Genomic DNA, 25,836 nt, shown 5'->3' with positions numbered 1-25,836 from the left:
AATTCTTATTTTTATACTGATATTTATTATCAACAAGGTTTTAAATGGATCTTAAGCTTCGCCTCCTCTCCCTAAGCATCGCCCAACTGTGCTGTATCTCAAACGCTTTTGCAGAAACCAATAGTTCATCAACAACACTTGCTACCATTAAGATTAAAGCCCAACAAGCTGCTGACCAAACTTATAAAGTCGATAGTTCAAGTAGCGCAACACTTAGTGAAGTCGCATTAAAAGATACGCCACAATCTGTCAGTGTAGTGACTCAAAAAGTAATTGAAGATATTGGCGCGACACGTTTAATCGAAGCGCTTGATTTAGCTGGCGGTGTGACTCGTGCTAATAATTTTGGCGGCCAAGGGTTAACAGGCTTTAACCTTCGTGGTTTCACTAGCGGTGAATTTTATCGTAATGGATTCCCGATTAACCGTGGTTACCCAAATGCCCCTGATAGCAATACTATTGAACGTGTAGACGTTTTACGTGGTCCCTCTTCTAGCTTATATGGTCGTGGTGACCCGGGTGGTACGTTTAACTTAATTTCTAAAACACCGAAGTCTGAGCAACAAACCACTTTAGGTGCCCAGCTTAGCAGTGAAGGTTTATATCGCACTACGGTAGACACCACAGGTACTATTCCAAATGCAGAAAATATTGGTTATCGTCTAAATGTGATTGCAGAAGACGGTGATAGTTATCGCGATCATGTCGAGTCTAAACGTTATGGAATTGCACCAGTCATTCAATGGCAAGCTTCTGACGCAACAAAAGTTACCTTTGAAGCCGATATTTTAAGAAATCAGCATCCGCTTGATCGTGGTCATACACGCTATGCAGGTCAGAAGTCTTTTAATAGTTCACCCGAAACCTATTTATGGGAAACAGGTAAATACAACAACCGACTCTACAATGATAACAATATGACTCAATTACGAGTCGAACATGACTTTGGGAATGACTGGAAGCTGAATGCTGGTGTGCAATATTTAAATGGTAAATTGCATGGCTATGCGGTAGAAGCAAATGGTATTCAAGATGACGGCGAAACTTTAAACCGAAATTACAACTATCGCGAATTAAAATGGCAAGATACCGATGCCCAAATTAATCTAACAGGTAATTTCCAACTTTTAGGTCTAGCTCATACTTTAGTGACTGGGCTTGAATATGAAAACTATGATTATAAGTCATATATTATTCGTTCAGATCCTAAGTCAAATAACTACCCGATCAATATTTATGATCCAGTTTTAGGCCAACCTCTCCCTGAGCTTAAAAATATTACGACCCATGACCGCGAAAATTTAAAAACAACTGCCCTTTTTGTACAAGACCAAATCGATTTAAATGAGCGTTTAAGTGCACTGCTGGGTTTGCGTTTTGAGCACTACGAACATGATTACAAAAATCTATTACCGAATACGGCAAACTGGAATACCAGTCATGATGCATTTATTCCGCGTTTAGGTTTAGTTTTTAAAGCGCGTAATGACCTTTCAATCTATAGCAATGCTGCGAAATCTTTTAAACCTAACACTGGTGCTAGCCGTAATGGAGAAGGTTTTGACCCAGAAGAAGGCATGGCTTATGAGTTAGGCTTTAAATGGCAAGCACTCGACAATATGCTATCGGTTGACTCTGCAATTTTTTATGCAAAAAAAGAAAATGTCTTAACTCTCGATCCTGTAGATTCAGCCTATAAAGTTGCTGCTGGTGAAGTTCGTAGCCAAGGTATTGAGCTAAATATTGCAGGGCAAATCACTCCAGCTTGGAAAATTATTGGTGGATATGCCTATACAGATGCAGAAGTCAGCAAAGACAATACTTTGAAAAAAGGAACCGCTTTAGCGAATATTCCCAAGAATAGTTTTAATCTTTTAAATATCTACGAGTTTCAAGATGGTCCTTTACAAGGCTTAGGTCTAGGTATTAATCAAAAATATATTGATAAGCGTGCAGGTCAAACAGCCAATAGTACTTATACAATGAAAGGTTATGCTGTTACAGATTTAGTTTCTTATTATCAGGCAACACCAAAACTTCGTATTAACTTAGATCTGAAAAATCTTTTTGACAAAGTTTATGATGAAAGTGCTTTCAATTTATATGCGTATCCTGGTGAATCACGTACGGTTCAAGTGGGTATGAGTTATACGTTCTAGAACAAATGCGCCATTTCAGCTAGTGAAATGGCGCATCGGATTTACGCCGACTTACGTGAGTTCACGCGACCTTGCACAACAGCTTTAATATTGCCTTTGGCATAATTTAAAAACACCACCAGTGGTGAAAGTTTTGGATTTGGCTTTTTACCCTTACCAATCGTTTTAAATTGAGCGGCATACCAAATAATTTCCATAATTGCCATTTTATCGACAAAAGGTAAACCTGTTTTAATCGGTTTTACGGCATAACGCACATCTTGCCCAGCAATTAAACGTTCTGTTAAATCGGTTTCTACTGCAAATGGGCGAGCAATACCAATAAAGTCACATGCACCACTTGCGAGTGCAGCGTTCATGCCTTCTACAGTACGAAAACCGCCTGTCACCATGAGTTTACACTTAACATGCTGGCGGATTTTTTCAGCAAAATCTAAAAAGTATGCTTCACGTGCAATCGTACTTGCTTTACGTTTGTCAGCCTTAGCTCCAGCCATTGCTGGTGCCTCATAAGTACCACCTGAAATTTCAATTAAATCGATACCAGCTTCATCTACTGCTTTAAAAACTGAAATCACATCTTCTTCGCTAATACCACCACGCTGGAAGTCAGCCGAGTTAAGCTTCACGGAAATAATAAAATTATCTGAAGTCGCTTCACGTACCGCTTTATAAACCTCTAGTAAAAAACGACTACGATTTTCAACTGAACCGCCCCACTGATCTGTACGCTTATTGGTTAATGGCGATAAAAACTGACTAATTAAATAGCCATGTGCACCGTGTAATTGCACCCCTTCAAAACCTGCTTTTTCACAGATGTGAGCTGCTGTCGCAAAACGTTTAATAATATCTAGAATTTCGTCATGAGTAAGTTCACGTGGCGTTCCAAACATGGTTGCTAAAGCTGGACTAAAAGGTACCGCTGATGGCGCTACGGTTTCTTTATTTAAGCCTTTTGGACACTGACGACCTGGGTGCGACAATTGAATCAACTGCACCATGCCATATTTTTTACCTAATGTCGCCCATTCTTTTAAGCGATCTAGATCACGTTCAGTTTCAATAACAACAACACCCGGTTCATTTTTTGCTCCGGCATTTACCATGACATTGCCAGTAATTGCACAGCCAAGCTCACCTTTTGCCCATGCACCATATAAACCCAGATGTAAGTCATTTGGCTGGCCTTCATAATTTGCAAGTGCCTCACTCATTGCACCTTTAATAATTCGGTTTTTAAAGGTGGTATTGCGAATTGTGATGGGTTGAGCAATCTGATTCATGGTTAACCTCTGTTCTTTGAATTTTAGAGCAATTACTCTAATTTAAATGAGTTATTGGGCGTGTCAAGACATAATCGATAACTGACAATAGCACATGTCAATTTTAAAGAACATAAAAATATGCAACTTTTTGCATTAGAAGTTTAACCAAAATTTATCTATATAAAACAATAAATTAAAAAATTTCTTTAAAAGGATGCTTTAATTAACTGCTTGGTATATTCACTTTGAGGCTTAGAAAATAAGAGTTCAGTTTCCTGATATTCAACAACTTTTGCATGACGTAATACCATCACTTTGTGGCAAAGTGCTTTTACTATATTGAGATCATGGCTAATGAAAATATAACTTAACTGCTCAGTTTGCTGTAATTGTCTCAACAACTTGATCATGGCTTTTTGCGTGGTCCGATCTAACGCCGATGTAGGTTCATCCAGAATTAAAAGTTTCGGTTGCATCACCAAAGCTCTGGCTAAGGCGACACGTTGACGCTGTCCACCTGAAAGTTCATGTGGGTAACGGCATTGAAAATCCTCAGCTAATTCAACTTTTATCAATACAGATTCAATTTGCTGTTTGATCTCGCCATCATCCACAGCTTTTAACTTTAACCCTTCCTCAATAATCTGCTCTACTGTCATACGCGGGTTTAAACTACCAAAAGGGTCTTGGAATATAAGTTGAAAATCAGATCTCATCAAACGCAAAGCTTTTGGCCGTAACTGATTTAAATCTTGACCTAAAAAAACAATCTGCCCTTTGCTCTGAATAAGCTGAACCAAAGCGAGGGCTAAAGATGACTTACCAGCACCACTTTCACCAACTACCCCAAGCGATTCACCTTGAGCAAGATCAAAACTCAAATCTTCTATTGCGGTAAAATACCCTTGAATGCGATTTAAAATTCCTTTTCTTATAGGAAACTGCACGCTGAGCTGTCGAACTGATAAAACATTCTGTTGAGCCGGTCTAGATTCTACTTTTCCAAAATCATGATCTAATAACTGTGCTGTATAACTTGTTTTAGGATCTGCAAAGATTTGGCTCAGTTCACCTTGCTCTACGACACGCCCACTTTGCAATACAATAAGTTTCTCAGCACAGCGGTGCACTAAATTGAGGTCATGGCTAATTAAAATAAGTGCCATCCCATATTTGCTTTGCAAAGATTTTAATAGCTCTAAAATCTGTATCTGTAAAACCACATCCAACGCAGTAGTAGGTTCATCAGCAATCAAAATTTTAGGCCGAAGCGCCAATGTCATCGCGATCATGACACGTTGTCTTTGTCCACCAGAAAGCTCATGAGGATAACGTTTTAAAATTTGTTCTGGTTCAACAATTCCCACATCTTTTAATAGTTCAAATATTTGCTGTCGAACTTCAAGTTTTGAAAACCCAGATAAAAGAAGATTTTCCCCTATAATTTTTTCAACCCGATGGAGCGGATTTAATGCAGTAGCAGGCTCTTGAAAAATCATAGCGATTTGTCGACCACGTAAATATGATTGAGCTCTCTCATCTAACTCAAGCATGTTTTGTGAGCCAATCCAGACCTGACCCGTTATTTCTAATTTATCTTGTAGCAACCCCATTATTGCTAAGCAGCTCATCGATTTACCTGAACCACTTTCGCCCACAACAGCCAGTGTTTCCCCTTCACTTAAGTAAAAATTCAGGTCATCTAATATAACTCTTTGATTTTTGGTTTGAACCGAAAGATGCTCTACTTTTAATAATGTTGAAGTGGGATTTAAATTATTTTCTTGGGTCAAAAGCATCACGAGCCGCCTCCCCAATATAAATTAGAAGTGAAAGAACAATCGCTAGACTAAAAAAGCCTGAAATTGCTAGCCATGGCGCATCTAAATTATTTTTACCTTGAAGCAATAATTCACCTAAAGAGGCAGCATCTGGCGGTAGACCATATCCTAAAAAATCAAGAGCAGTTAAAGCGCTAATGTTAGTTGTTAAAATAAAAGGTAACTGAGATAAACTCGAACTGATCGCATTGGGCAAAATATGCCTAAAAATAATCGCGTGATCGGTCACTCCCAAAACTTGGGCTGCACGCACATAATCTAACTGGCGAGCTTTCAAAAATTCTGCTCTGACAATTCCCACCAAAACGGTCCAGCCAAAAAATAGCATAATGAAAAATAGCCAATATACATTTGGAACAAACATACTGACTAAAATCATAACCATAAAAAGCATGGGTAAGCCATTCCAGACCTCAACCAAACGTTGCCCCAATAAATCTACCCAACCGCCATAATAACCTTGAATGGCACCCACGGTAATTCCAAATAAAGCGGAACAAAAGGTTAAAGCTAAACCGAAAAGCAACGATACTCTTAAGCCATAAAGAATACGGGCAAGAACATCCCTTCCTTGATCATCGGTTCCCAACCAGTTTTGCTTGGAGGGTGGTGATGGCACAGGAACTGCCAAATCTAAATTGGGCGTTTGATATGAAAATTGAATGAGGGGCCAAACTGCCCATCCCTTAGTATTAATAAGCGCTTGTACAGCAGGGTCTTTATAATCAGCTTCTGTTTCAAACACTCCACCAAACGTCGTTTCCGGATAAGTTTTCAACACAGGCAAATAGTACGAATCTTCATACTTCACTAACAACGGTTTATCGTTAGCAATCAGCTCCGCGGCTAATGACAAAACCAAAATCAGACTAAATAAAATAAAGCTGGCCCAGCCCAATTTATGCTGTCTAAAACGCTGTAATCGTGTCCGCACAATCAAGGACATTATTTGCCTCCTTGCGCATCAAAGTGAATTCGTGGATCAATCCATTGGTACAACACATCACAAATGAGACGTAAAATCAGGCTAAATAGAGTAAAGAAAAATAAAACACCAAAAATAACAGGATAGTCGCGCTGAACAATCGCTTCAAACCCCAACAAACCTACCCCATCTAGGTGAAAGATAATTTCTACAAACAGGTTACCCACAAAGAAAATACCTGCTAACGCTTCTGGCAATCCTGCGAGCACAACTAAAATAGCATTACGAAACACATGCTTATATAAGACCTGTTGGCTATTCAACCCTTTTGCATAGGCTGCCAAAACGTAGGGTTTATTGAGTTCTTCAAGAAATGAGTATTTAGTTAAATAGGTTAAACTGGCAAAACCGCCTAATACCATGGTAATTAGTGGCAAAGTCATATGCCATAAATAATCGGTAACTTTGCCCCAGAGACTAAGTTGATGGAATTTATCTGATACTAAGTTTTGTAGTGGAAACCATTGAAAATAAGATCCACCTGCAAAAAAAACAACTAACAAAATAGCAAATACAAAACTTGGTACAGCGTACCCCACCACAAGCACTAAAGAAGTGGATCGATCAAACCAAGAGCCCTGCTGCTTTGCCTTTTTAATTCCCAGAGGAATTGAAATGAGGTAAATGAGCAAAGTACTCACCAGCCCAAGTGAAATGGAAACAGGCATTTTTTCCCACAACAATTGCACAACGGGTTTATCTTTAAAGAAACTTTGTCCAAAATCTAAAGTTAAATAGCCTTTTAACATTAGAAAAAAACGTTCAGGGGCAGAACGATCAAAGCCGTACTGAGCCTTAATTTGCTCAACCATTTCAGGGCTTAAACCTTGAGCACCTTGATAATAAGTTTCTGCACTTAATGCACGTCCAATTCCCAAATCGCTTTGTGCCTGATGTATTGCTTGCTCAACTGGCCCACCCGGTGCAATTTGCACAACCACAAAGTTAATCAATAAAATGACAAACAATGTGGGAATCATTAAAAGAAGTCGCTTGAGAATATATGAACCCATATAACAGGATTTCCTTTATGGCAGGTGCTTTTTATTGTTGATGTAAATATTTGGCAACTGTTTTGGCTTTGTTTACATCACTCCACCAATATTCTATCCCAGAAGAAAGTGCTGGTTTAACTTTAGGTTGTTGATACATATTCCAATAAGCATACCAGTTTTCACCTTTACCATAGGTCGGAATTTGATAATAACCAGCTCTAAGCAATCGATCGAGAATGCGAGTATAAATAATCTGTTGTTCACGACTTTTACTCGCAACGAGTTTTGAAATCACTTGATCAATCACTGGATTGCGAATTCCAGCATAATTGTAATTTCCATCCTGAGCTGCGGCGATAGTTCCCCAAAACTGAGTTTGTTCATTTCCCGGATTTAGAGATTGCGGCAAATTCATTGTGGTCATATCAAAATCGTAACGGCGAGTCCGTTCTAAATATTGCGGAGCATCAACCTGACGCAAATTAACTGCAATACCTAATTTTTTTAAGTTACGAATAAAAGGTAGAAGTGTTCGTTGTTTACCATCTTGCTGAATTAAAAATTCGAGCTGAACTTTCTTTCCCTCAGGCGTAAATAGCTGCCCTTCTTTAACTTTATAACCAGCTTGTATCAGTAATTGTCGTGCAGTTAACAAATTCTGACGGTTAAATCCACTCGCATCTGACACTGGGTATTTCCAGTTTACTAAAACACCTTGCTGCATGAGTGGAGATAACTTAGGCAATAACGGCTTTAACAACTCTAATTCAGTTTTTGAAGGACGGCCTGTTGCTGCTAATTCACTATTTTCAAAATAACTTTGTAGGCGCTGATATTGTCCATAAAACAAAGCTTTATTTTGCCATTCAAAGTCATACGCATAGGTTAAAGCTTGTCTAAAACGAATATCATTTAAAGGTTTTCGTCGCGTATTAAAAACATAGCTTTCAGTGGCGATAGGATTATGATGACGAAACTTATATTGAGTAACCAATCCTGCTTTTACGGCTGGAAAACGGTAATCTGTTACCCATTTTTTAGGATTAGTTTCTTCATGCAAAGTGTATTGCCCAGATTTAAATCCTTCAAAAGCAATATCCCAATTTCGATAATAAACATATCTCAAGCGGTCAAAGTTATAACGCCCCTTATTAATAGGTAAATCTTTTGCCCAATAATTTGGGTTCCGTTTATAACTAATGCTTCTGCCCGGATCAACTCGTTCAACTACATATGGCCCCGAACCAATAATCGGTTGTAAGGTAATTCGGCTAAAATCTCTTTTTTGCCAATCTGCTTTTGAATAAATGGGTAAGGTTGCCAAAATGAATGGCATTTTAGGATTATGTGTAGACTTAAAACTAAACTTTACTTGATGAGCATTGATTACTTCTGTTTTTGCTAAATCAGCAAGGTACATTTGCAAACCTAAATTAGATTTAGTCTGATAAGCATCAAAACTAAATTTAACATCTGCCGCAGTGACTGGCTGCCCATTGCTAAAACGCGCTTTAGGGTTTAAATAGAAAGTCACTGATTGCGTTTTTTCTGGGTCATAACTCACTTTCTGAGCCAAAAGCGGATATAAAACTCCAACCTCATCAAGTGATTGAGTCATTAAAGTATCAAAAAGATAATTAACGCCTTCTGTAGCATTCCCTTTCCCATTCATACTATTGAGGTTATCAAAAGTTCCTTGAGCTGCCTGACTTAATAGGCCACCTTTAGGTGCATTAGGGTTTGCATATGGCATAGCCATCATTTCTAAATACTTAGGCTTAGAATGAATCGCTATATATGAAGTGGTTTGCTGTGCAGAAAAAACACTATGGGAAATGACACTGAGCCCGACTAGCAGGCTCAGTTGAAAATTTAATTTATGCATAAATGACTAATTATTTTACAAATTAGGCACTTTAATCACATCACCAATGCGAAGCTGAGTAGAAGGCGTTAAATTATTCAGCTCAGCCAAGAAATTGGTTTCTAAACCATATTTACTCGCAAGGCCGATCAAGGTGTCGCCACGCTTCACCTTGTATTCCACCACAGTTTTTGGAATCACAATATTTTGACCACGTTGTAAATTAGCATTTGCTTTTAATGCATTCATTTCAGCCAGTTCACGCACTGAAATACCCGTACGGCTCGCAATACTATTTAAAGACTCACCAGATTTAACAGTATATCTTTCAGTATTTTTACCAGCCGCAACTGTTTTAGTTGAAGACTTAGTATCTGCTTTAGCTGTTTCAACTGTAGGTACATCACCCGTTAGCTTTAAGCGTTGTCCTATACGAACGCTACTGGTGCGTGAAAGACCATTTAATGAAGCAAGGTAATCTAGCTGCAAGTGGTAGCGATTAGCGATATTACCTAAGCTATCACCAGATTTAACCGTATAAGTTTCTGGCGTTTCTTCTTTAGTATTTTTGGAAGATTTAGTTGGTGCTTCTTCAACTGTACCTGTTAGTTTTAAGCGTTGACCAACACGCAAGCCAGCAGTACGAGACAAACCGTTTAGGTCAGCCAAATAGCTTGTTTGCAAATTATATTTACTTGCAATCGCATTTAAACTATCACCCGACTGTACAACGTATTGTTCTGGAACACTTAAGCCCGCTGGGACCTTTAAAGTTTGACCAAGCTGTACATAGCTATTTGTTTTTAAATTATTTAGCTCAGCCAACTCAGCTAGGCTAATTTTTGATTTAGTTGCGATACTCGATAAAGTATCACCACGCTGTACTTTATAGCTTTCTGTTTTATAAGAAACACTTTGCGTCGCTTTCTCAGATTTACTAGAAGACTTGGTTTCAGCAACTTCATCTACAGAAATATCTTGTGTAGGCACATTAATTTTTTGGCCTACCATTAAGTTACTGCCCGCAGTTAACCCCGGAGTTAATTCAGCAAGTTCCTGATTCGAGAGCGCATAACGATCTGCAATTAATTTAAGGTATTCACCGCGCTTCACAGTATAGCTTTTAGTTGCTATACGCTTTGCACTTGCCTGAACTGCTTTAGGTTCTGCTTTAGCACTTGAGCGACTATTCTTTGGTTCTTTTAACTGTAGTTTTTGCCCTACAAATAATCCATCTGTCACTGATAAATCGTTATATTCAGCTAATTGTCTTACTGACAAATTAAACTGATTTGCGACACCGCTTAAGCTATCGTTAGCCTGAACGACATATACATCTGGTTTAGCTGTGCTTTTTGAAGTCGTTTGAGTTTCTTGTGGCTTAGCGTCATAAAGATAAAGCGTTGAACCAACATATAATGTCTTTTCTGGATCAATCTGGTTCCACTTAGCAACATCGCGCCAGTTTACGCCGTTTTTCATCGCAATAACGGCTAAAGTATCACCCGGTAAAACTGTATAGGTGCTGCGTTTGCCTTTTGGCTGCACAACCACTACATCTGTATCTGTTTTAATATAAGGTTTGTCTTTATTGCGACGCCCATCTTCAGAGTTAGCAACAGTCACGTCTTCAGCTAAAGTTTTTGGATATGCAAAACCTTTACTTACTTCTTTACCTTGTTGCTCTGCAACTGACTGGCTTGTTTGAATCGCAGTTAACTTAATTTTGCCATCATAAGGATCAACAATTTCTGTTCCTTGTGGTGCAATAGCTTTTAACTCGGCAACTACTTGATCTTTTTCAGCCTGCGTTGGTTGTGGCTCTAGAGCTTGCTGAACTGTTTCTTTCTCACCTTCAGCTCGAACTGCCGCTAAAATCTTTTCACGTTCTGCAGCCGAGATTGGTGGCTCTGTCTTCACTTGCTTAATATTTGCCGCAGGTGTCACAGCAACAGGAATACGTGGAGCACTTGGTACATCAGCCGAAGCGGCAAACGCAGCTAAAGCATCAGATCCACGGGGAGTTGAAGTTTTTACCGTGGTAGAGCTACTCGTTGTTCTAGTAGGTGTTGACGGTTTAACTGGTTGAACCTGATTTGCAGGCGTGGTTTTAATTGTCACAGATGTTGAAGCACTTACATCTGGCTTAGATGGTGAAGTCACATTTGCCCACCAACCTGAACCACCGCCAGACTTCATACCTTTTAATTTATTATCAATTGAAGGACTTAAATCTGCTGGAATCAAGATACGCATTGGACTTGCAGGATCCACCATCTCACCACGATATCCTGGGTTTAATGCATAGAGTTCCGAACGGCTTAATCCAGCTACAGAAGCAATTTCATTTAAAGATAAAGGTGCAGATAAAGTTACTTCACGGAAATGGGGTCTATTTGCAATAGGTGGCAAAGAAATACCGTAAGCTTTTGGATTTTTAATAATTTGGGCAACAGCCAAGAAACGTGGAACATAGTTCATGGTTTCTTGAGGTAATTTTAAAGACCAATAATCAGTTGGTAAACCTGCTGCCTGATTTCGGTTAATTGCTTGTTGAATACGTCCCGGTCCAGCGTTGTAGGCTGCTAAAGCAAGCTCCCAAGAACCGAATTGGTTATATAAGCTTCCTAAAAACTCATAGGCAGCACGAGTCGACTCAACAACATCTCGACGGCCATCATACATACTTGTTTGTTTTAAGCCATAAATGCGGCCAGTACTCGGAATAAACTGCCATAAACCTGCTGCTGCGGCGCTACTAGTTGCAGCTGGGTCATATGAACTTTCAATTACAGGTAATAATGCAAGCTCTGTCGGCAAACCACGGCGTTCAGCTTCTTTAACTGTATGGTACAAGTAACGACTTGCACGGGCACTTAAACGATCAAGATAAGGCTGACGAGAAATAAACCAACTACGCTGAGCTTCAATGCGTGAATCCCAATGGTTCAAATCCATTTTGAAACCAACAGACATACGTTTCCAGACATCACCGTGCTTTAAAATAAGCAGACGGTCACCCTCTACAGCACGCATATCAGTTGCTGAAAGTAAGTCTTCCAATGAATCAAGACTACTCGCATCTAAATAACCTGCACCACTGACCTGTTTCGATTTTGAGGTTTTTGCAGATTGCGGAGTCGATGAACAGCCTGTTGTAATACCCAACGCAGCTAACGCAGAGCTAAGTACGGTAATTTTAAACAATGATGCTGCAGATGGCTGCCACACAAATGTGGTTGGTTTATACATAAAAACTTCCAAACAACTCGCGTAATATTTTTTGGGGTCTGCCCACAAACCCTAGGTCTTCGATGCCATTGTAGTAAAGCATGCAAGATAGACAAGGCAATAATTTAATGTCATTTGCATGGAAATGTTACAAGAAATTAAAAAAACCTTGCTTTGATACGATGGAACCGAACTTTTTGCGTATACAATACACCATATTCAGTTCTTTTTCTTTTAGTTTAGGTTTCGATTTATGTCTCAAACAATCACACTGTATGTTGATGGTGCATGTCGTGGCAATCCAGGTTTAGGTGGTTGGGGCGCATATGTCATTACTGAGCAGGGTGAACATAAATTATTTGGCGGTGAGCCTGATACAACCAATAACCGCATGGAGCTCACTGCTGCTATTGAAGGTGTTTCATTTTGCCCAGCCGATGCACATTTGATTATCTGGACAGATTCAAATTATGTGAAGCAAGGTATTACTGAGTGGATTCATGGTTGGAAAAAGAAAAACTGGAAAGATGTAAAAAATCCTGACCTTTGGCAGAAATTAGATGCTGTCTGTGCAGGTAGAAATATTGAGTGGAACTGGATTAAAGGCCATGCAGGACATCCAGGCAATGAAATGGCAGACCAGCTTGCTAATTTAGGTGCAGACAAAACTGCGAAAGAACTCAAGCAACCACAGTCTGCCACTGTATCGCAAGATATAAAAAAGCCTGAACAGGACTGGTTACTAGATGACCCTTTTGGGTTTGACCTAGCTGACGCAACAGAAGAAGAAAATATTCATCTTGAAGCAACTGAAGAAGTTGAGATGATTGAGGTAACCGAAGAAATTATTGAAGTTGAAACTACTGAACAAGAAAGTAAGCAGCCAACCAAAAATCTTCATCCTCAAATCGTTGTGACCGAAGCCAAATTAAAATTACAAGGTCCTCGACAACTCATTCTCGATACGGAAACTACTGGTTTTTATTTCCAAGATGGCGACCGCATTATTGAGGTGGGTGCGATTGAGATGATTAACCGTAAACTTACGGGTAGTTCGATTCATATTTATATTAACCCACAAAAACCAGTGGGAGACTCAGAAAACATCCATGGTATTAGTGATGATTTCTTAAAAGATAAACCGCTCTATGCGGACATTGCTGACACCTTATTTGATTATCTCAAAGGTGCAGAGATTATTGCCCATAACGCGACCTTCGATATGAACTTCCTCGATATGGAGTTTAAACGCGTTGGGCTTCCTGCACTTTCTGAAGTATGTGAGGTAACGGATACTTTAGCTTTAGCGAAAAACAAACATCCAGGACAAAAAAACTCCCTTGATGCGCTTGTAAGACGTTATGAAATTCCAGCACGTGACCGTACTTTCCACGGTGCATTACTCGATGCTGAAATTCTTGCTGATGTTTACTTGGCAATGACTGGTGGTCAGGTTTCTTTTGATATAGATGCTTTATCTCAGAGTGAAAATAGCCAGCAAACAACCAATAGAAGCAGAGTTCAAATTGATCTCCCTGTAATTTACCCTTCAGATGAAGAGTTAAATACACATGAGACTTGGGTCAAAGAATATGAGGAAAAACACGGAGAACCTTGCCTTTTTGCAAAATAAATTTTTGATTCTTTAGTGTTTTTAGCTTTTCCCCTTTGCAAGTTAAGTTATATTAGTCACATAGATTTTTAGCTCAAATTATTGAGCACTACGAATATAACAATTGATTTTTTTGCAAAGGGGAACGTTTATGTCTGAGCATACGTCGATTCATTTCGATCCAACAGCTTTACTCATCATTAAACATGAAATTGATCGTTCAATAAAACTGGTTGAAGGTGCAGTAAGTACCTTAATTGAAGAACAAACCCTCCCTTTTGGTATTGATGATGCATTAGAACAGTTTAAGCAATGCACTCAAGTTCTACGCTTAATTGATGTTCCTTATCTTGCAAAAATCACTCAATATTCGACTGAGTTGATGCAAAAAATTATTGCGAATCCAGCCCAAATTAATACGGATGATGTCATTGCCCTAAGCGAGGGCACGACCATGGTAAAGCGCTATATTGAATTTATCTGTTTGCGTGAAATACAAGTTCCACAATTTCTTCTTACGACCTTAAATAATTTAGAATTGGCTTTAAATAAGCCACTGACTACCTCCGGACAAGCTATTGTTCCTTTACTTGCAAATACTTCGCTTGAACTGCCCTTGCCTGAAATATTAATTAGTGAAAAAACTCAGTTCATCCATCAACTATACAAACTATCTCTACACCAATTTTTAAAAAAGACAGCATCAGCTGAGAATTTTCAAGCCTTTAAACTTATTGCAACCTATTTGGTCAGCATGGCGAACACTCAGCCAAGCCAAAAATATTGGCAGCTCGTCAATTATGCTTTTAACTATATTGATAACCTACTTTTAAATGATTCACGTCTACGTGTACTGATTAGTATTGAAAGTCATATTGCTCTATTTTTGGCAGTACCCGAAAGTTTTGAACCTAATTTAGCTGCCTTCGCAGATATTTTAAGTATTGTTATTGCTCAAGAAGATGAGATTGCTCACCATATTCGTAATCAACTTCATATTGGTGATGAAACTCCAACTGACACTCAATTACTCGTTTTAAGTCGTCATCTTTTTGGTCCTGATTTTGACACGATGCACACTGTCAGCCAATTGATATTGGATGAAATGAATAAGGTACGAAACGATATTGAATACAACTACCAAAATATGTCGCCTGAAAAAGCACAGCAACTACAAGCGAGCCTTTTACAACTGGCTCATACCTTTAAACTCCTAAACCTTGATGAAGCCGCATCTGCGCTTTCTCAACAAGCCAGCAGTTTAAGTCAACTTAACATTTTAAGTGACGAAAACTATGCTCAGCAACTCATGAACAGCATTTTATCTGCCATGAACTCAATTGGTATTTTGGTACGCAATTACACGTCAAATCGTCTACAACTTAGCGTAAATAATACGGCTATTTCTTTAGATCGTCTTGATGAAGCTCATCAAGCTTTGCTTACCGAGACAAAAAATTTAATTGATTTTATCTGTCAGAGTCTTACTTTGTATGCCAATGATCAGACACAAAATATTGAAGCCATTGCAGGTTCATTAAAAGAGTTAGCGGGTGCAGCCGAATTTTTAGGAAGTACGACTCAACAACATGCTTTACTCCAAACTGCCCAATTTGTTCAAGAGCAACTTGGACAAAGCCAGCCTTTTAATACAGACCAAATTCACTGTATTTTTAACGTATTAGCAGGCATTGACATGTTAGTTGACAATTTAAAAAATAAACAACCTGTTCTACAATCCATGTTTAATGTAGCATTGTCGAGTAGTCAACAACTTCAAAAAAAGGCAGCTTAATGTCTGAATTATCACTTGCTTATATTTTCCATCATCAACAATTACTGGTTGACCAGAATCTCCAACTCCCCAAAGTCGAAAAGTTAGCAAGTGATTTACTTTTCAGTCATAATGAGCAGGTCATTGCACGTGACTTGCTTGCTGAGGAACCTATCCCGGAAGGCTTACAACTTGTCCCAATTCGCCAGCTTATTACCAGCTGGTCGAAAGAACAGTTTTTGCAAGCGAGCCGTGCTGTTCAATTACTTGAATGGCGACGTAACCATAAGTTTTGTAGCCATTGTGGACATCCAACAGAAGTTCATCCAACTGAATATGCGATGGTATGCCCTTCTTGTCGCTACCATCAATATCCTCGTGTAAACCCTTGCATTATTACCGTCATTACTCGTGGTGATGATGAAATTTTACTGGCTAAGTCAGTCCATAACAAAACCAATATGTATGGTTTGATTGCTGGCTTTGTTGAGGTTGGCGAAACACTTGAAGAGGCAGTACAACGTGAAGCCTTTGAAGAAGTAGGCTTAAAACTCAAAAATATTCAATATATGTCAAGTCAGCCTTGGCCATTCCCAAGTAACCTTATGGTTGCATTTCGGGCAGAATATGAGTCGGGTGAAATTAAGCTTCAAGAAGAAGAAATTGCAGATGCACAATTCTTCAAAATTGATCAATTACCTGAGATTCCATTTAAAGGAAGTATTGCTCATTCAATGATTATGCAGATTACCCAAGCTGGATAATCTGCTGTGTTTTAAACGAGAGTCTCGTTTAAAACACTTCTTCAAGAAAATGTAAGATCGTTCTTTTCGTTCTGAAATAGTGACTAATAAAACTAGAAAGACTGGCCAAAATTGTAATATGTCCAGTTTTAGGAATCACAGCGATATGGCTGTGATTTCCACTCTGTCTTAAAGCCCGATCCAAATCCAACGTATTTTCTTTACCGACAAGCTGATCATTTTCAGCCATGAGCAAGTAATGTTTAATACTATTTTGATTGACGAAATAGTATGGCATCACCTCTTGATAAGAAATACTTTGATCAAAAGCATCTTCAGCTAGTGGGTCACCCTTATAATCAAAATGATAAGGTCCAGCTAAACCAAAAATCGCCTTAATATTACCTAAACATTGAATAGGATTTGGTTTTGGGTGATAAACAGCAGACATTACATTAAATGCCCCTGCTGAATGTCCCATAAGCACAACATTTTCTGTAGAAATTTCTAGTTTGTCTTGGTTTTGATGTAAATAATTCAGTGCCTGTGTCAAGTCATCAACAAAACTTGGAAAAATATTTTTAGGAGCTAGTTGATAGTTGATAACTGCAACGTCATAGCCTTCTTTAGCAAACGTCTCACCAATAAAAAGATAATCTCGCTTATTACCATGCTGCCAAGCACCGCCATGTACAAAAACAATAAGGGGCTGATGTGCTAGTTTTTTAACAGATCGATAAATATCCAAACGGTGACGCGGTTTTAGCCCATAACGAACATTTGGAACCTGTTCAAAACCATCTTTTGGCGTAAAACGGTTTAAAGCAAAACTCCCCAAATCATAAAGGCGGAACTCTTTATAAAGAGTTCGCGCCTGTTCAATTTTACTTTGTAGTTGTTCAATCAGATTCATATATTACTGTGCATTCGAAGCTGGATCTGTTTGGTCAGGATCAATTGCAACAGGAGTTTGAACTGTTGGTTGAGCAATGACGTTATTAATAATTGGTGTAGTCGTCGCACTAGCAGTACTCGCCGCTGGCGCAGGTGCTAAATCAACATTATCAATGAGTGTCACAATTTTGGTCACGTTACCTACTTTTTGTAGCACATCATTCAAATCATTAATTTCTGCAGTGTTCAATCGACCCATTACATAAAGTACACCGTCTTCCGTATGTACCAGCACTTTACTATCAGACACTACAGGTGCTTTCATTAATAGAGCACGTGTATTTGCAGTCACACCAGCATCTTGCATGATCGTGTTGTAGCTGACTTTATTACCCACGGTAATATAGTTATGTACAGCTTTTACATCACTCATAGCTTTAAGATTGTCTTCTGCCAATTGTTTCAAGTATGGGTCTGGCACTTGTCCTGTTAATAAAACAGTACTATGGAAACTTTCGATATTAATACGTGATTGTTTAAAACGCTGATCAAGCTTATAGAGGTTAATATTCGCTGTACGTTTAATTGAAGAATCAATGAATACCTGACCTAAGCTACGTACACCACTATCTGTTCCGACTGGAGCTGTACCTGTTCCACCAGAAATAAAACTTGCGCAACCTGACAAACTTGCGACACAAAGCGCTGTTACAGCAATACGTTTCAACACTCCACCAGACTCCTATCAATCTCTTCTTGGCTTGATCATAAAACATCGGTTTTAATTTGCTCAAAAGAGTAATGAACTCTTAATCCAAAGTAAATGCATTTTCGATCCATTGCAGATCATAATGGAAATTTGAAAAGTCTTGCTGTACTGTTTTTGCAATTTTCTGTGGAAAATCAAAACAAATCACATCAAAACGACAATAAAAATCCTGATAAGATGGGTAGCGCTGTAAAAAACGCATCGCGGTTTTAATAATTTTCTTCTGCTTTGTTCTCGTTACCATTTCGCAAGCTTGTCCATAATTTCCTATAGTACGCGCTTTTACCTCGACAAAAACCAGTTCTTGTCCTCTTTTAACAATCAAATCCACTTCACCACGGCGTGAATGATAATTACTGGTTACCCATACATAGTTTTGCTTTTGCAACACGTTTAAAGCCGTTTGCTCTGCCCATTTACCCAACTGCTGCGCTAATAGCATTCTTATCTTCCCCAAATTAAAATTAGCACCACATATTTTGATGCTTAAATTATTTCGTTAAATCTACCCGTACTTTCTGATCTAAATTGAACAAATGAAAATCAGATCATTTTGGAAAAGCAAAGGTTGCCAGACATTGTTCACGCCCAAATCATAATTTCGGGTAAACTACCCCATTAAAATTGTTTATCTGTACGGAGTAAAACCAAATGAGTGCTCAGTTATTCGTTGTAGCCACCCCAATCGGGCACTTAGATGATATGACTTTCCGTGCAATTGATATTTTAAAATCAGTTTCTATTGTAGCTGCCGAAGATACACGTCAATCAGCACAATTATTTAAGCACTATAATATATCGACTCAACTTACTGCATGTCATGATCACAATGAAAGTAATAAAATTGAGCAGTTAGTTCAAAAATTACTTGCAGGCGATGACATTGCTTTAATTAGTGATGCCGGTACACCGCTTATTAGTGACCCTGGTTTTAAGTTAGTTCGAGCTGCTCAAGAACATGGTATCAGGGTTGTTCCCGTGCCTGGCGCCTGTGCTGCAATTGCCGCTCTAAGTGCAGTAGGTCTACCGAGCGATCGTTTTAGTTTTGAAGGATTTTTACCGTCAAAAGCTTCTCAACGTATTTCTCAATTAGAAAAACTCAAAAATGAAACTCAGACCTTAATTTTCTATGAAGCACCACACCGTATTTTAGAATGTGTAAAAAATATGGCTCAGGTATTTGGTGAAAACCGTCCTGTAGGTTTCGCACGTGAAATTACCAAAACCTTTGAAACCATCAAAAAAATGACTTTAAAAGATTTGGTCAGTTTTATTGAAAATGATCACAACCAAGAAAAAGGCGAAATTGTTCTTGTAGTTGGCGGTGCACCAGAAAAGACAGATCTGGAACAAGAAAAACTAGATGAGCTTTTAAAGCGCTTACTTCAAGATTTATCTGTTAAAGCGGCATCTCAACTGGCTGCCGATTTAACAGGAGTTAAGAAAAAAGTTGCTTATCAACGTGCGCTTGAGTTAACACAATCTTAATCTTTTAATTAAGCACAGTGATGAACAATAAATAGCCTTCATCATCACTGTGCATGAATTTTGCATAATAATATTAAAGATAAAAATAAGAGTATTTACATGACTGTACAGCTTGGAAAACTTGGGCCGCATGAAGAGTCTGAACTAGAATTATTACTTTCAGGCGAGAAACCTATCGCTTTATTTTATGATCTATTACCTACCGAGTTTTTAGAGCATCTCGAGCAATGCACTTTATCTATGCTGAGTAAAGATATTGAAACCTCTTTACCTTTACCATTTTCAATTATGCTGATCCATAAAAATGCACCTTTAGCAGATTTAAATGAACTTGTGTTATGTATTGAAAAATCACTAAAGGAGACTCAACTCGAAGATCGCTTAGAGCTTGACCGTAGAATTGGACAACTTTTAGGTTACTCAGCACAAGATATAGAGTTTTATATTCAGCATGTTTCAAATTTTTATGCCCGCTCACGGACTTAAATTTATCTCAAGATATGTTTTGCTGACTGAACAATCGTCTCGGTTAATACATCAAGTTGCTGCGACTGCCTTTTCCAGTGGTGCCAATATAAAGGAACATCAAGTTGGGCGTCAGGCATAATATCAACAAGTGTTCCATTTTCGAGTAGTGGCTGAACCTGCAACTCGGGCACCATGCCATAGCCTAAACCCAATTGAATTGCTTTGACGAAAGCATCAGTTGCTGGAATAAAACTATAAGGATAACTTTGCATCGGTAAACCGTATCCTTTTAATAAAACCTCTGAATGCATTAAATCTTTATGATTAAAAATAACTGCTGGTGTTTTTCTTAATGCATCTCTATTCACTCCAGCACTAAACCATTTATTTACAAAATCAGCAGAAGCCAACATTTTATAACGCATTTTTCCTAGTGGTTGAGCTAAACAACCTGTCATGACCTGCTCTTCTGCCGAAATACAGGCATTGACTTGTCCTGTCTCTAATAAAGTGTGCGTGTGAGATTGATCATCAATTTTTAGTTCTAACACGATTTTTTCTTTAAAAAGCGTTTGCTGAATATTTGGTAAAAGCCAAGTTGCTAATGAATCTGCATTTGAAGCTAAAGCAATTTTATAAAATTCAGATTCTGATGATTTTCCCATCAAACCTTGTAATAAATTTTGCTCCATTAACCTCGTATGACGTAAATGCTGCAATAAAGTTTGCCCTGCTTGAGTGAGCACACACGGGCGCCCCCGTATAATGAGTACTTGTCCTAAATACTTTTCTAAAGCCTGTACGCGTAACGAAACTGCAGAAGGCGTAATATATAAATACTCTCCTGCTGCATCAAAACTTCCCAATTCTGCAACTGCAAGAAAGGCTTCACATTGTTTGCTATCTAACATATCAAACCTAAATTATTTTTAGCCAAACCTAAATATTCTTAATTTTACTTATTTCTTAATAAAAAGTCAGATAATTCCCATATCTGATTTTTCCATCTTATTGTTATGTTCTCTCTTAGTATATTTTTTAAAGGTTTCGGTATTGGCAGTGGGCTTATCGTAGCAATTGGCGCTCAAAATGCTTTTGTCCTAAAACAAGGACTTAAACAGCAATATGTATTTTGGTTGTGTTTAATCTGCGCTCTATCCGACTCAATTTTAATTGCCTGTGGTGTATTAGGCTTTGCCGAAATCATGACGGCATCACCTATCTTAATTACCGTAGCTAAATATTTAGGGGCAACGTTTTTATTAGTTTATGGTGCCAAAGCATTTTATGCTGCATTTAAGACTACCCAAAGTATGGACCTTGATAGCAGTCAAAAACAAACATTAACTCAAGCATTAGTGACCTGTCTTGCCTTTACTTGGCTTAATCCTCATGTCTATTTAGACACTATTGTTCTGATTGGTTCAGTTGCAACTCAGCTTGAAGACAAAGTGAGTTTTGCTTTGGGAAGCATTCTTGCCTCTTGGGTTTTCTTTTTTAGTCTGGGCTATGGTGCAAGATTATTAAAGCCACTATTTACCAATCCCAAAGCTTGGAAAATTTTAGACTTCCTTATTGGTTGCGTTATGTGGAGTATCGCTATAACCCTCTTGTTTTAACGGCTTAAAATAAAAAAGGATCAGATAAAAGATCCTTTTTTATTACGCTTTAGTATTACGCTTCACTCGCAACTATAACTCTTGCCTGTTTTCTTTCTTGTTGTGACTGTTTTATAACAGCGTAGCCGGAGGATACTCCTAAGTAAGCAATGACAAAGGCAACCAATAAATCAGGAAATACACTGCTTGTTCCAAATACCCCAACCGCCGCTAAAATTACAGCAATATTAGCAATTGAGTCATTTCTACTGCACAACCAAACAGAACGCATATTTGCATCCCCATCACGAAATGCATAAAGCATAAGCGCGACAGAAACGTTAGCAATTAAAGCAATTACACCAATTGCCCCCATCACCATTGGTTCGGGTGAAACACCATAAAAATATGACCAGACCACTTTCGCAATAACAAAAATGCCGAAAGCAGCCATCGTTATGCCTTTAAGTAATGCCGCAGTTGCACGCCAATATAAACTCATCGAAAGAACGACTAAAGATAGTGCATAGTTTGCTGCATCTCCGGCGAAGTCCAATGCATCTGCCCAAAGTGAAACAGATTGGGCCTTATAACCTCCCAATATTTCCACCACAAACATTAAGGCATTGATCACAAGTGCAATCCATAACGCTTTTCTAAAACGTGGACTCACTTTCTTTGAAGGAGAACATGTTGAAGCACAACCACATCCAGCCATTTTATTTCCTCAAAAACTCTTTATAGTGATTAAAAACCCTTGAGTAGCTCCAGAGTCAAGTCTTATGAGTCTTTCTATTGGTCAATTATCAAAAAAAGCGGATATTCCAATTGATACGATCCGTTATTACGAAAAAGTAGGTGTACTTGATCGCATCCAACGTTCAGAAAATAATTATCGTATTTACACCGAACAAACACTTGCAGACCTTTTATTTATTAAGCATTGCCGTGAATTAGATATTTCACTAAGTGATATTAAAACATTAAAAGAAATGAAAACTCAGCCTAAACAGGCCTGCACAGAAATTGATAATTTAGTCGATAAATACTTAAAAGAAGTATCAGAAAAAATCGAACGATTATTACTTTTAAAAGAATCTTTGATTGATTTAAAACAGCACTGCTCTACCAACCGAACAGTAGATGAATGCGGGATTTTGAAAGAACTTCAAAACGCACCTTAAAAATAAAAAAAGCATCACTCATGTGATGCTTTTTAGGATTAATGGTCGCTATGTTCATCTGGAGGAACTTCAGTAATTCTCCCCCCGCGAGCTAAAAATGCGGCAACTTCATCTTCTAGCGCTTGGCGCTGTTTTTGCTTAGCAGTCACAGTCAGTGTTTCTGCCTCAGCAATATCAGTATCATTAATACTGCTTGCTTCTTCATCAGCTGCACCGCTTTCAGCTGCTTTCGCTTCATCTTCATCTACAGCAGAATCTTCTGCATCTTCATAATCATTGATATCTGACATTTTTCACTCCCCAGAATGATTTCTATTGCATCATCGCTATGGTCCTAAGACCTCAGAAATTTAGCAATCTCTTTGCATTTAGCAAAGAGCCAAATTGGTCAAATGTGTATCTTTTTCAACCCAATTGGTAATGATATATAAATGATTGTTTAAAAAATATCTACTGATATTTATTTAGACCAGTAGAGCATAAACTTCGTAATTATTTTAACGACTATACTGGGTGTTTTGTAAAGACCCTAAACCGTTTGCTTGTTGCATAAAACGCTCTTTTAAGAAGGAAATTTGTTCAACTTGCTTGAGTCCCACATTCCGAGCCCAGATAAATGGAAATAGCTCACTACTTTCCAACCAGCCAATTGCTGACATGCTATGCATCATTGCGTCATTTTCGCCTTTACGACGATGCTCATAACGCAACAATGTCTGTTCATTTGCCCATACGCCACGCGCTAAGTCATGTAGTAATGCATCACAGAGTACAGCTGCATCTAAACAACCAATATTTACGCCTTGTCCAGCAAGTGGATGGATAACATGTGCTGCATCCCCAATTAAAGCTAAACCAGCTTTCACATACTGTTTTGCAGCGCGCGCTTTGAGCGGGAATTGTGCTCTTGAACGTACATCTAATACTTCACCCAACATATGTTGGCTTTCTCGGGTTAAAAGCTGCATAAACTCATGATCGGTTAAAGCAGAATATTCATCGGCATAATCATCAGGTAGTGTCCAGACAATTGACTGCCAGTAGCCATTTTCACTTTCTTCAAGACTAGCCATCGGTAAATAGGCTAAAGGCCCTGTAGGTAAGAAAATTTGACGAGCAACATGATTGTGGGATTTAGATGTTTTAATAGCACAACTAATCGCTGCTTGCTTGTAATCTAAGACATCTAGGTCAATAAAGGCCTGTTCACGTACAAATGAATTGGCACCATCTGCACCAATCAGCAGTTTTGTTTTAAGTGTCGTGCCATCTGCCAATTCAATATGCCAACACCCAACGCCCTGCTCAATGCGAGTCACTCGAACTTGAGTGCGATAATCTGTTAACTGCTCAAGCATTTTTTGTTGAATAGCAACATTCAATACACTTGGCTCAACCATAGAACCTAAGGACTGTTCTGGCATTGGTCTTTGTACAGACTCATGGCCGAAATTAATTTCACCATAGCCATTCAGATTCCACACTTGCATGCCTGTATATGGCATTTGACGTGCTAGATCATCCCAAACATTGACAGTTTTAAGTAAATGAATGGTCGCTTGGCTCAGTGCTAAAACACGCGGGTTCATCACACTTAGTGTTTTTTCAACATCCAGTATAGGAGCAGCATCAAGCACAGTAGGCTGTACACCACCTTGCGCAAGTAATAAAGCTGTTAAACCACCAACCAGTCCACCACCAACAATGACAACATCTAACACTTCACTCATGCTTTTAGCCCCATTGCATAGTTCGCTACCAGTGGTTTAACACCTGGAATGACATCAAATGCAATTAATCCCGTATTACGAATTAATTTTAATAATGGATTTTGATTACTAAAACCACGAACCACGGTGTCACAGAACTTAATGACTCGTTGTTGATCTGACAAACGAGCTTGTTCATAAGCCAGTAAATTATCTGGGTTACCGATATCGTCAGAAGCAGTTAGCTGGTTCACTAAATACCGTACTAAAACATCCACATCACGTAGACATAGGTTAAAACCTTGTCCTGCAACAGGATGGATTGTATGTGCGGCATTACCCATCAAAATAACACGACCTACAGCTTGTTTATGTGCGAGCACTTGTGAAAGCGGATAACTAAAGCGTTTGCCGGTTTTTTCAAATTTACCAGCTCGGTCACCGTAAGTTTGTTGTAAAGCATTTAAGAAATGCTGATCATTTTCATCGCCTAACCACTCACTTTCAGTGCCTTTTTTAACGGGCCATACAACCGAACGGCGATATTCGCCCGGTAAAGGCAACAACGCTAAAGGACCTAATGCACTAAAACGCTCAAAACCTACTTGCTCATGGGGTTTTGAAGTCTGAACGGTAGTGACAATTGCAACCTGATCATAATCATGAACATCAACACCGACGCCAATTGCCTGACGACAGAAAGAGTCACGTCCATCTGCGGCGATTAATAGTTTTGATTCAAGTTTTAAAACCTCATCATCACGTTTGGCCTCAATATGTACTTGCTCAGCATCTTGAGTTAAAGCAGTCACTTGAACACCATCAATCAGCTCAATCAAAGGTTGCTGACGTACTTGAGTCAATAAAACACGACCCAGCCAAGCATTTTCAATCACCTGCCCAAAGCTTTCTACTTTTTCTTGTTCTGCAATTAATCTTGCCTTACCAAAACTGCCTTGTTCAGTAATGTGAACTTGTAAAATTGGAGTCGCGTGCTGCTGTAATGCATCCCATAACCCCAGCTTCTGATAGATCTGGACGCTACGACGCGATAAAGCCGTATTACGCGCATCAAAACTGGAATGATAAGGGGCAACATTTTGATCATCATAGTTTGGGTATTTCACAGCTTCTAACAGCTTTACTGCAATATTAGCCTTCGCCAGCATGAGTGAAAGGCTAAGCCCAACCATTCCCCCACCTACAATAATCACTTGTTGTTGCATCGAGTTGTGCTCCTTTGGCGAATACGTT

At 38.7% G+C, this 25,836-nt stretch carries 22 protein-coding genes; 8 read left to right on the top strand and 14 right to left on the bottom strand.

The features are described 5' to 3' along the window. The first annotated feature begins 44 nt into the window (after window positions 1-44). Complete coding sequence (locus tag ACXM0J_RS01710) at window positions 45-2,159, top strand: TonB-dependent siderophore receptor (RefSeq protein ID WP_086264921.1); 2,115 nt, start codon at window positions 45-47, stop codon at window positions 2,157-2,159. A gap of 41 nt (window positions 2,160-2,200) precedes the next feature. Here the strand turns inward: ACXM0J_RS01710 and ACXM0J_RS01705 are convergent, their stop codons facing one another. From ACXM0J_RS01705 to ACXM0J_RS01680, 6 genes are all read right to left on the bottom strand, one after another. Then, window positions 2,201-3,445 (bottom strand): NADH:flavin oxidoreductase/NADH oxidase family protein, encoded by a 1,245-nt coding sequence (locus ACXM0J_RS01705; RefSeq protein ID WP_086264920.1) that lies wholly within the window; start codon window positions 3,443-3,445, stop codon window positions 2,201-2,203. Between the two features lie 188 nt (window positions 3,446-3,633). After that, window positions 3,634-5,229 (bottom strand): ABC transporter ATP-binding protein, encoded by a 1,596-nt coding sequence (locus ACXM0J_RS01700; RefSeq protein ID WP_086264919.1) that lies wholly within the window; start codon window positions 5,227-5,229, stop codon window positions 3,634-3,636. Next, window positions 5,204-6,214, bottom strand: a complete 1,011-nt coding sequence (locus ACXM0J_RS01695) for an ABC transporter permease (protein WP_086264918.1) — start codon at window positions 6,212-6,214, stop codon at window positions 5,204-5,206. Before ACXM0J_RS01695 ends, ACXM0J_RS01700 begins: the two co-directional genes overlap by 26 nt. Continuing rightward, entirely contained in the window at window positions 6,214-7,266 is a 1,053-nt protein-coding gene (locus tag ACXM0J_RS01690) for a microcin C ABC transporter permease YejB (protein WP_213034397.1), read from the bottom strand. Before ACXM0J_RS01690 ends, ACXM0J_RS01695 begins: the two co-directional genes overlap by 1 nt. A gap of 31 nt (window positions 7,267-7,297) precedes the next feature. Continuing rightward, window positions 7,298-9,133, bottom strand: coding sequence for an extracellular solute-binding protein (locus tag ACXM0J_RS01685; protein WP_213034396.1), 1,836 nt, complete (start codon window positions 9,131-9,133; stop codon window positions 7,298-7,300). A 15-nt stretch (window positions 9,134-9,148) separates the two neighbouring features. Next, the gene (locus tag ACXM0J_RS01680; protein WP_086264917.1) at window positions 9,149-12,364 is read right to left on the bottom strand and encodes a lytic transglycosylase; all 3,216 of its coding nucleotides are present in this window, start codon (window positions 12,362-12,364) and stop codon (window positions 9,149-9,151) included. A gap of 232 nt (window positions 12,365-12,596) precedes the next feature. On the opposite strand from ACXM0J_RS01680, the gene dnaQ reads away from it, so the two are divergent. From dnaQ to nudC, 3 genes are all read left to right on the top strand, one after another. After that, entirely contained in the window at window positions 12,597-13,976 is a 1,380-nt protein-coding gene (gene dnaQ / locus ACXM0J_RS01675) for a DNA polymerase III subunit epsilon (protein ID WP_086264916.1), read from the top strand. 130 nt (window positions 13,977-14,106) lie between these two features. Then, entirely contained in the window at window positions 14,107-15,750 is a 1,644-nt protein-coding gene (locus tag ACXM0J_RS01670; protein ID WP_086264915.1) for a chemotaxis protein, read from the top strand. Continuing rightward, window positions 15,750-16,493, top strand: a complete 744-nt coding sequence (gene nudC / locus ACXM0J_RS01665) for an NAD(+) diphosphatase (RefSeq protein ID WP_086264914.1) — start codon at window positions 15,750-15,752, stop codon at window positions 16,491-16,493. Before ACXM0J_RS01670 ends, nudC begins: the two co-directional genes overlap by 1 nt. A 28-nt stretch (window positions 16,494-16,521) precedes the next feature. On the opposite strand, the gene ACXM0J_RS01660 is transcribed toward nudC, so the two are convergent. From ACXM0J_RS01660 to ACXM0J_RS01650, 3 genes are all read right to left on the bottom strand, one after another. Further along, the gene (locus ACXM0J_RS01660; RefSeq protein ID WP_086264913.1) at window positions 16,522-17,385 is read right to left on the bottom strand and encodes an alpha/beta hydrolase; all 864 of its coding nucleotides are present in this window, start codon (window positions 17,383-17,385) and stop codon (window positions 16,522-16,524) included. Window positions 17,386-17,388: 3 nt separating this feature from the next. Beyond that, window positions 17,389-18,096, bottom strand: a complete 708-nt coding sequence (locus ACXM0J_RS01655; RefSeq protein ID WP_086264912.1) for a BON domain-containing protein — start codon at window positions 18,094-18,096, stop codon at window positions 17,389-17,391. A 79-nt stretch (window positions 18,097-18,175) separates the two neighbouring features. Beyond that, window positions 18,176-18,577 carry a YraN family protein gene (locus ACXM0J_RS01650; RefSeq protein WP_086264911.1) on the bottom strand — a complete coding sequence of 134 codons (402 nt, stop codon included), beginning with the start codon at window positions 18,575-18,577 and terminating at the stop codon, window positions 18,176-18,178. A gap of 209 nt (window positions 18,578-18,786) precedes the next feature. Between ACXM0J_RS01650 and rsmI the strand changes: the two genes are divergently transcribed. Together rsmI and ACXM0J_RS01640 are read left to right on the top strand one after the other, a co-directional pair. Next, complete coding sequence (gene rsmI / locus ACXM0J_RS01645; RefSeq protein WP_086264910.1) at window positions 18,787-19,623, top strand: 16S rRNA (cytidine(1402)-2'-O)-methyltransferase; 837 nt, start codon at window positions 18,787-18,789, stop codon at window positions 19,621-19,623. A 99-nt stretch (window positions 19,624-19,722) separates the two neighbouring features. Further along, complete coding sequence (locus ACXM0J_RS01640) at window positions 19,723-20,109, top strand: hemin receptor (RefSeq protein WP_086264909.1); 387 nt, start codon at window positions 19,723-19,725, stop codon at window positions 20,107-20,109. A gap of 2 nt (window positions 20,110-20,111) precedes the next feature. Here ACXM0J_RS01640 and ACXM0J_RS01635 read toward each other — a convergent pair whose 3' ends face one another. Continuing rightward, window positions 20,112-21,002: a LysR family transcriptional regulator ArgP gene (locus ACXM0J_RS01635; protein WP_086264908.1), complete on the bottom strand. Its 891-nt coding sequence runs from the start codon at window positions 21,000-21,002 to the stop codon at window positions 20,112-20,114. Between the two features lie 105 nt (window positions 21,003-21,107). Here ACXM0J_RS01635 and ACXM0J_RS01630 point away from each other — a divergent pair, with 105 nt between their 5' ends. Beyond that, a complete protein-coding gene (locus ACXM0J_RS01630; protein ID WP_005070532.1) occupies window positions 21,108-21,710 on the top strand; it encodes a LysE/ArgO family amino acid transporter in 603 nt (200 codons plus the stop codon). A gap of 55 nt (window positions 21,711-21,765) precedes the next feature. Here the strand turns inward: ACXM0J_RS01630 and ACXM0J_RS01625 are convergent, their stop codons facing one another. Next, entirely contained in the window at window positions 21,766-22,407 is a 642-nt protein-coding gene (locus ACXM0J_RS01625; RefSeq protein WP_086264907.1) for a cation efflux transmembrane domain-containing protein, read from the bottom strand. Between the two features lie 64 nt (window positions 22,408-22,471). Between ACXM0J_RS01625 and ACXM0J_RS01620 the strand changes: the two genes are divergently transcribed. Further along, the gene (locus ACXM0J_RS01620) at window positions 22,472-22,873 is read left to right on the top strand and encodes a MerR family transcriptional regulator (RefSeq protein WP_057068554.1); all 402 of its coding nucleotides are present in this window, start codon (window positions 22,472-22,474) and stop codon (window positions 22,871-22,873) included. 38 nt (window positions 22,874-22,911) lie between these two features. On the opposite strand, the gene ACXM0J_RS01615 is transcribed toward ACXM0J_RS01620, so the two are convergent. The 3 genes from ACXM0J_RS01615 to ubiH all read right to left on the bottom strand — a co-directional run bounded on the left by ACXM0J_RS01615 (window position 22,912) and on the right by ubiH (window position 25,808). Then, window positions 22,912-23,163, bottom strand: a complete 252-nt coding sequence (locus tag ACXM0J_RS01615; protein ID WP_002117665.1) for a hypothetical protein — start codon at window positions 23,161-23,163, stop codon at window positions 22,912-22,914. Between the two features lie 207 nt (window positions 23,164-23,370). Then, the gene (locus tag ACXM0J_RS01610; RefSeq protein ID WP_086264906.1) at window positions 23,371-24,603 is read right to left on the bottom strand and encodes an FAD-dependent monooxygenase; all 1,233 of its coding nucleotides are present in this window, start codon (window positions 24,601-24,603) and stop codon (window positions 23,371-23,373) included. Further along, entirely contained in the window at window positions 24,600-25,808 is a 1,209-nt protein-coding gene (gene ubiH / locus ACXM0J_RS01605; RefSeq protein ID WP_086264905.1) for a 2-octaprenyl-6-methoxyphenyl hydroxylase, read from the bottom strand. The genes ACXM0J_RS01610 and ubiH overlap by 4 nt, the downstream gene beginning before the upstream one ends. Window positions 25,809-25,836 lie beyond the last annotated feature (28 nt).

The organism is Acinetobacter sp. GRABPA_MV_2 (genome assembly GCF_056725885.1).
This window is presented reverse-complemented; position numbering and strand designations above follow the sequence as displayed.

What these genes read in the sequence shown, in the direction of transcription:
- ACXM0J_RS01710 (WP_086264921.1), top strand. Translation starts at nt 45, where the DNA reads ATGGATCTTAAGCTTCGCCTCCTCTCCCTAAGCATCGCCCAACTGTGC.
- ACXM0J_RS01705 (WP_086264920.1), bottom strand. Translation starts at nt 3,445, where the DNA reads ATGAATCAGATTGCTCAACCCATCACAATTCGCAATACCACCTTTAAA.
- ACXM0J_RS01695 (WP_086264918.1), bottom strand. Translation starts at nt 6,214, where the DNA reads ATGTCCTTGATTGTGCGGACACGATTACAGCGTTTTAGACAGCATAAA.
- ACXM0J_RS01690 (WP_213034397.1), bottom strand. Translation starts at nt 7,266, where the DNA reads ATGGGTTCATATATTCTCAAGCGACTTCTTTTAATGATTCCCACATTG.
- ACXM0J_RS01685 (WP_213034396.1), bottom strand. Translation starts at nt 9,133, where the DNA reads ATGCATAAATTAAATTTTCAACTGAGCCTGCTAGTCGGGCTCAGTGTC.
- ACXM0J_RS01680 (WP_086264917.1), bottom strand. Translation starts at nt 12,364, where the DNA reads ATGTATAAACCAACCACATTTGTGTGGCAGCCATCTGCAGCATCATTG.
- dnaQ (WP_086264916.1), top strand. Translation starts at nt 12,597, where the DNA reads ATGTCTCAAACAATCACACTGTATGTTGATGGTGCATGTCGTGGCAAT.
- ACXM0J_RS01670 (WP_086264915.1), top strand. Translation starts at nt 14,107, where the DNA reads ATGTCTGAGCATACGTCGATTCATTTCGATCCAACAGCTTTACTCATC.
- nudC (WP_086264914.1), top strand. Translation starts at nt 15,750, where the DNA reads ATGTCTGAATTATCACTTGCTTATATTTTCCATCATCAACAATTACTG.
- ACXM0J_RS01660 (WP_086264913.1), bottom strand. Translation starts at nt 17,385, where the DNA reads ATGAATCTGATTGAACAACTACAAAGTAAAATTGAACAGGCGCGAACT.
- ACXM0J_RS01650 (WP_086264911.1), bottom strand. Translation starts at nt 18,577, where the DNA reads ATGCTATTAGCGCAGCAGTTGGGTAAATGGGCAGAGCAAACGGCTTTA.
- rsmI (WP_086264910.1), top strand. Translation starts at nt 18,787, where the DNA reads ATGAGTGCTCAGTTATTCGTTGTAGCCACCCCAATCGGGCACTTAGAT.
- ACXM0J_RS01640 (WP_086264909.1), top strand. Translation starts at nt 19,723, where the DNA reads ATGACTGTACAGCTTGGAAAACTTGGGCCGCATGAAGAGTCTGAACTA.
- ACXM0J_RS01635 (WP_086264908.1), bottom strand. Translation starts at nt 21,002, where the DNA reads ATGTTAGATAGCAAACAATGTGAAGCCTTTCTTGCAGTTGCAGAATTG.
- ACXM0J_RS01630 (WP_005070532.1), top strand. Translation starts at nt 21,108, where the DNA reads ATGTTCTCTCTTAGTATATTTTTTAAAGGTTTCGGTATTGGCAGTGGG.
- ACXM0J_RS01625 (WP_086264907.1), bottom strand. Translation starts at nt 22,407, where the DNA reads ATGGCTGGATGTGGTTGTGCTTCAACATGTTCTCCTTCAAAGAAAGTG.
- ACXM0J_RS01620 (WP_057068554.1), top strand. Translation starts at nt 22,472, where the DNA reads ATGAGTCTTTCTATTGGTCAATTATCAAAAAAAGCGGATATTCCAATT.
- ACXM0J_RS01615 (WP_002117665.1), bottom strand. Translation starts at nt 23,163, where the DNA reads ATGTCAGATATCAATGATTATGAAGATGCAGAAGATTCTGCTGTAGAT.
- ACXM0J_RS01610 (WP_086264906.1), bottom strand. Translation starts at nt 24,603, where the DNA reads ATGAGTGAAGTGTTAGATGTTGTCATTGTTGGTGGTGGACTGGTTGGT.
- ubiH (WP_086264905.1), bottom strand. Translation starts at nt 25,808, where the DNA reads ATGCAACAACAAGTGATTATTGTAGGTGGGGGAATGGTTGGGCTTAGC.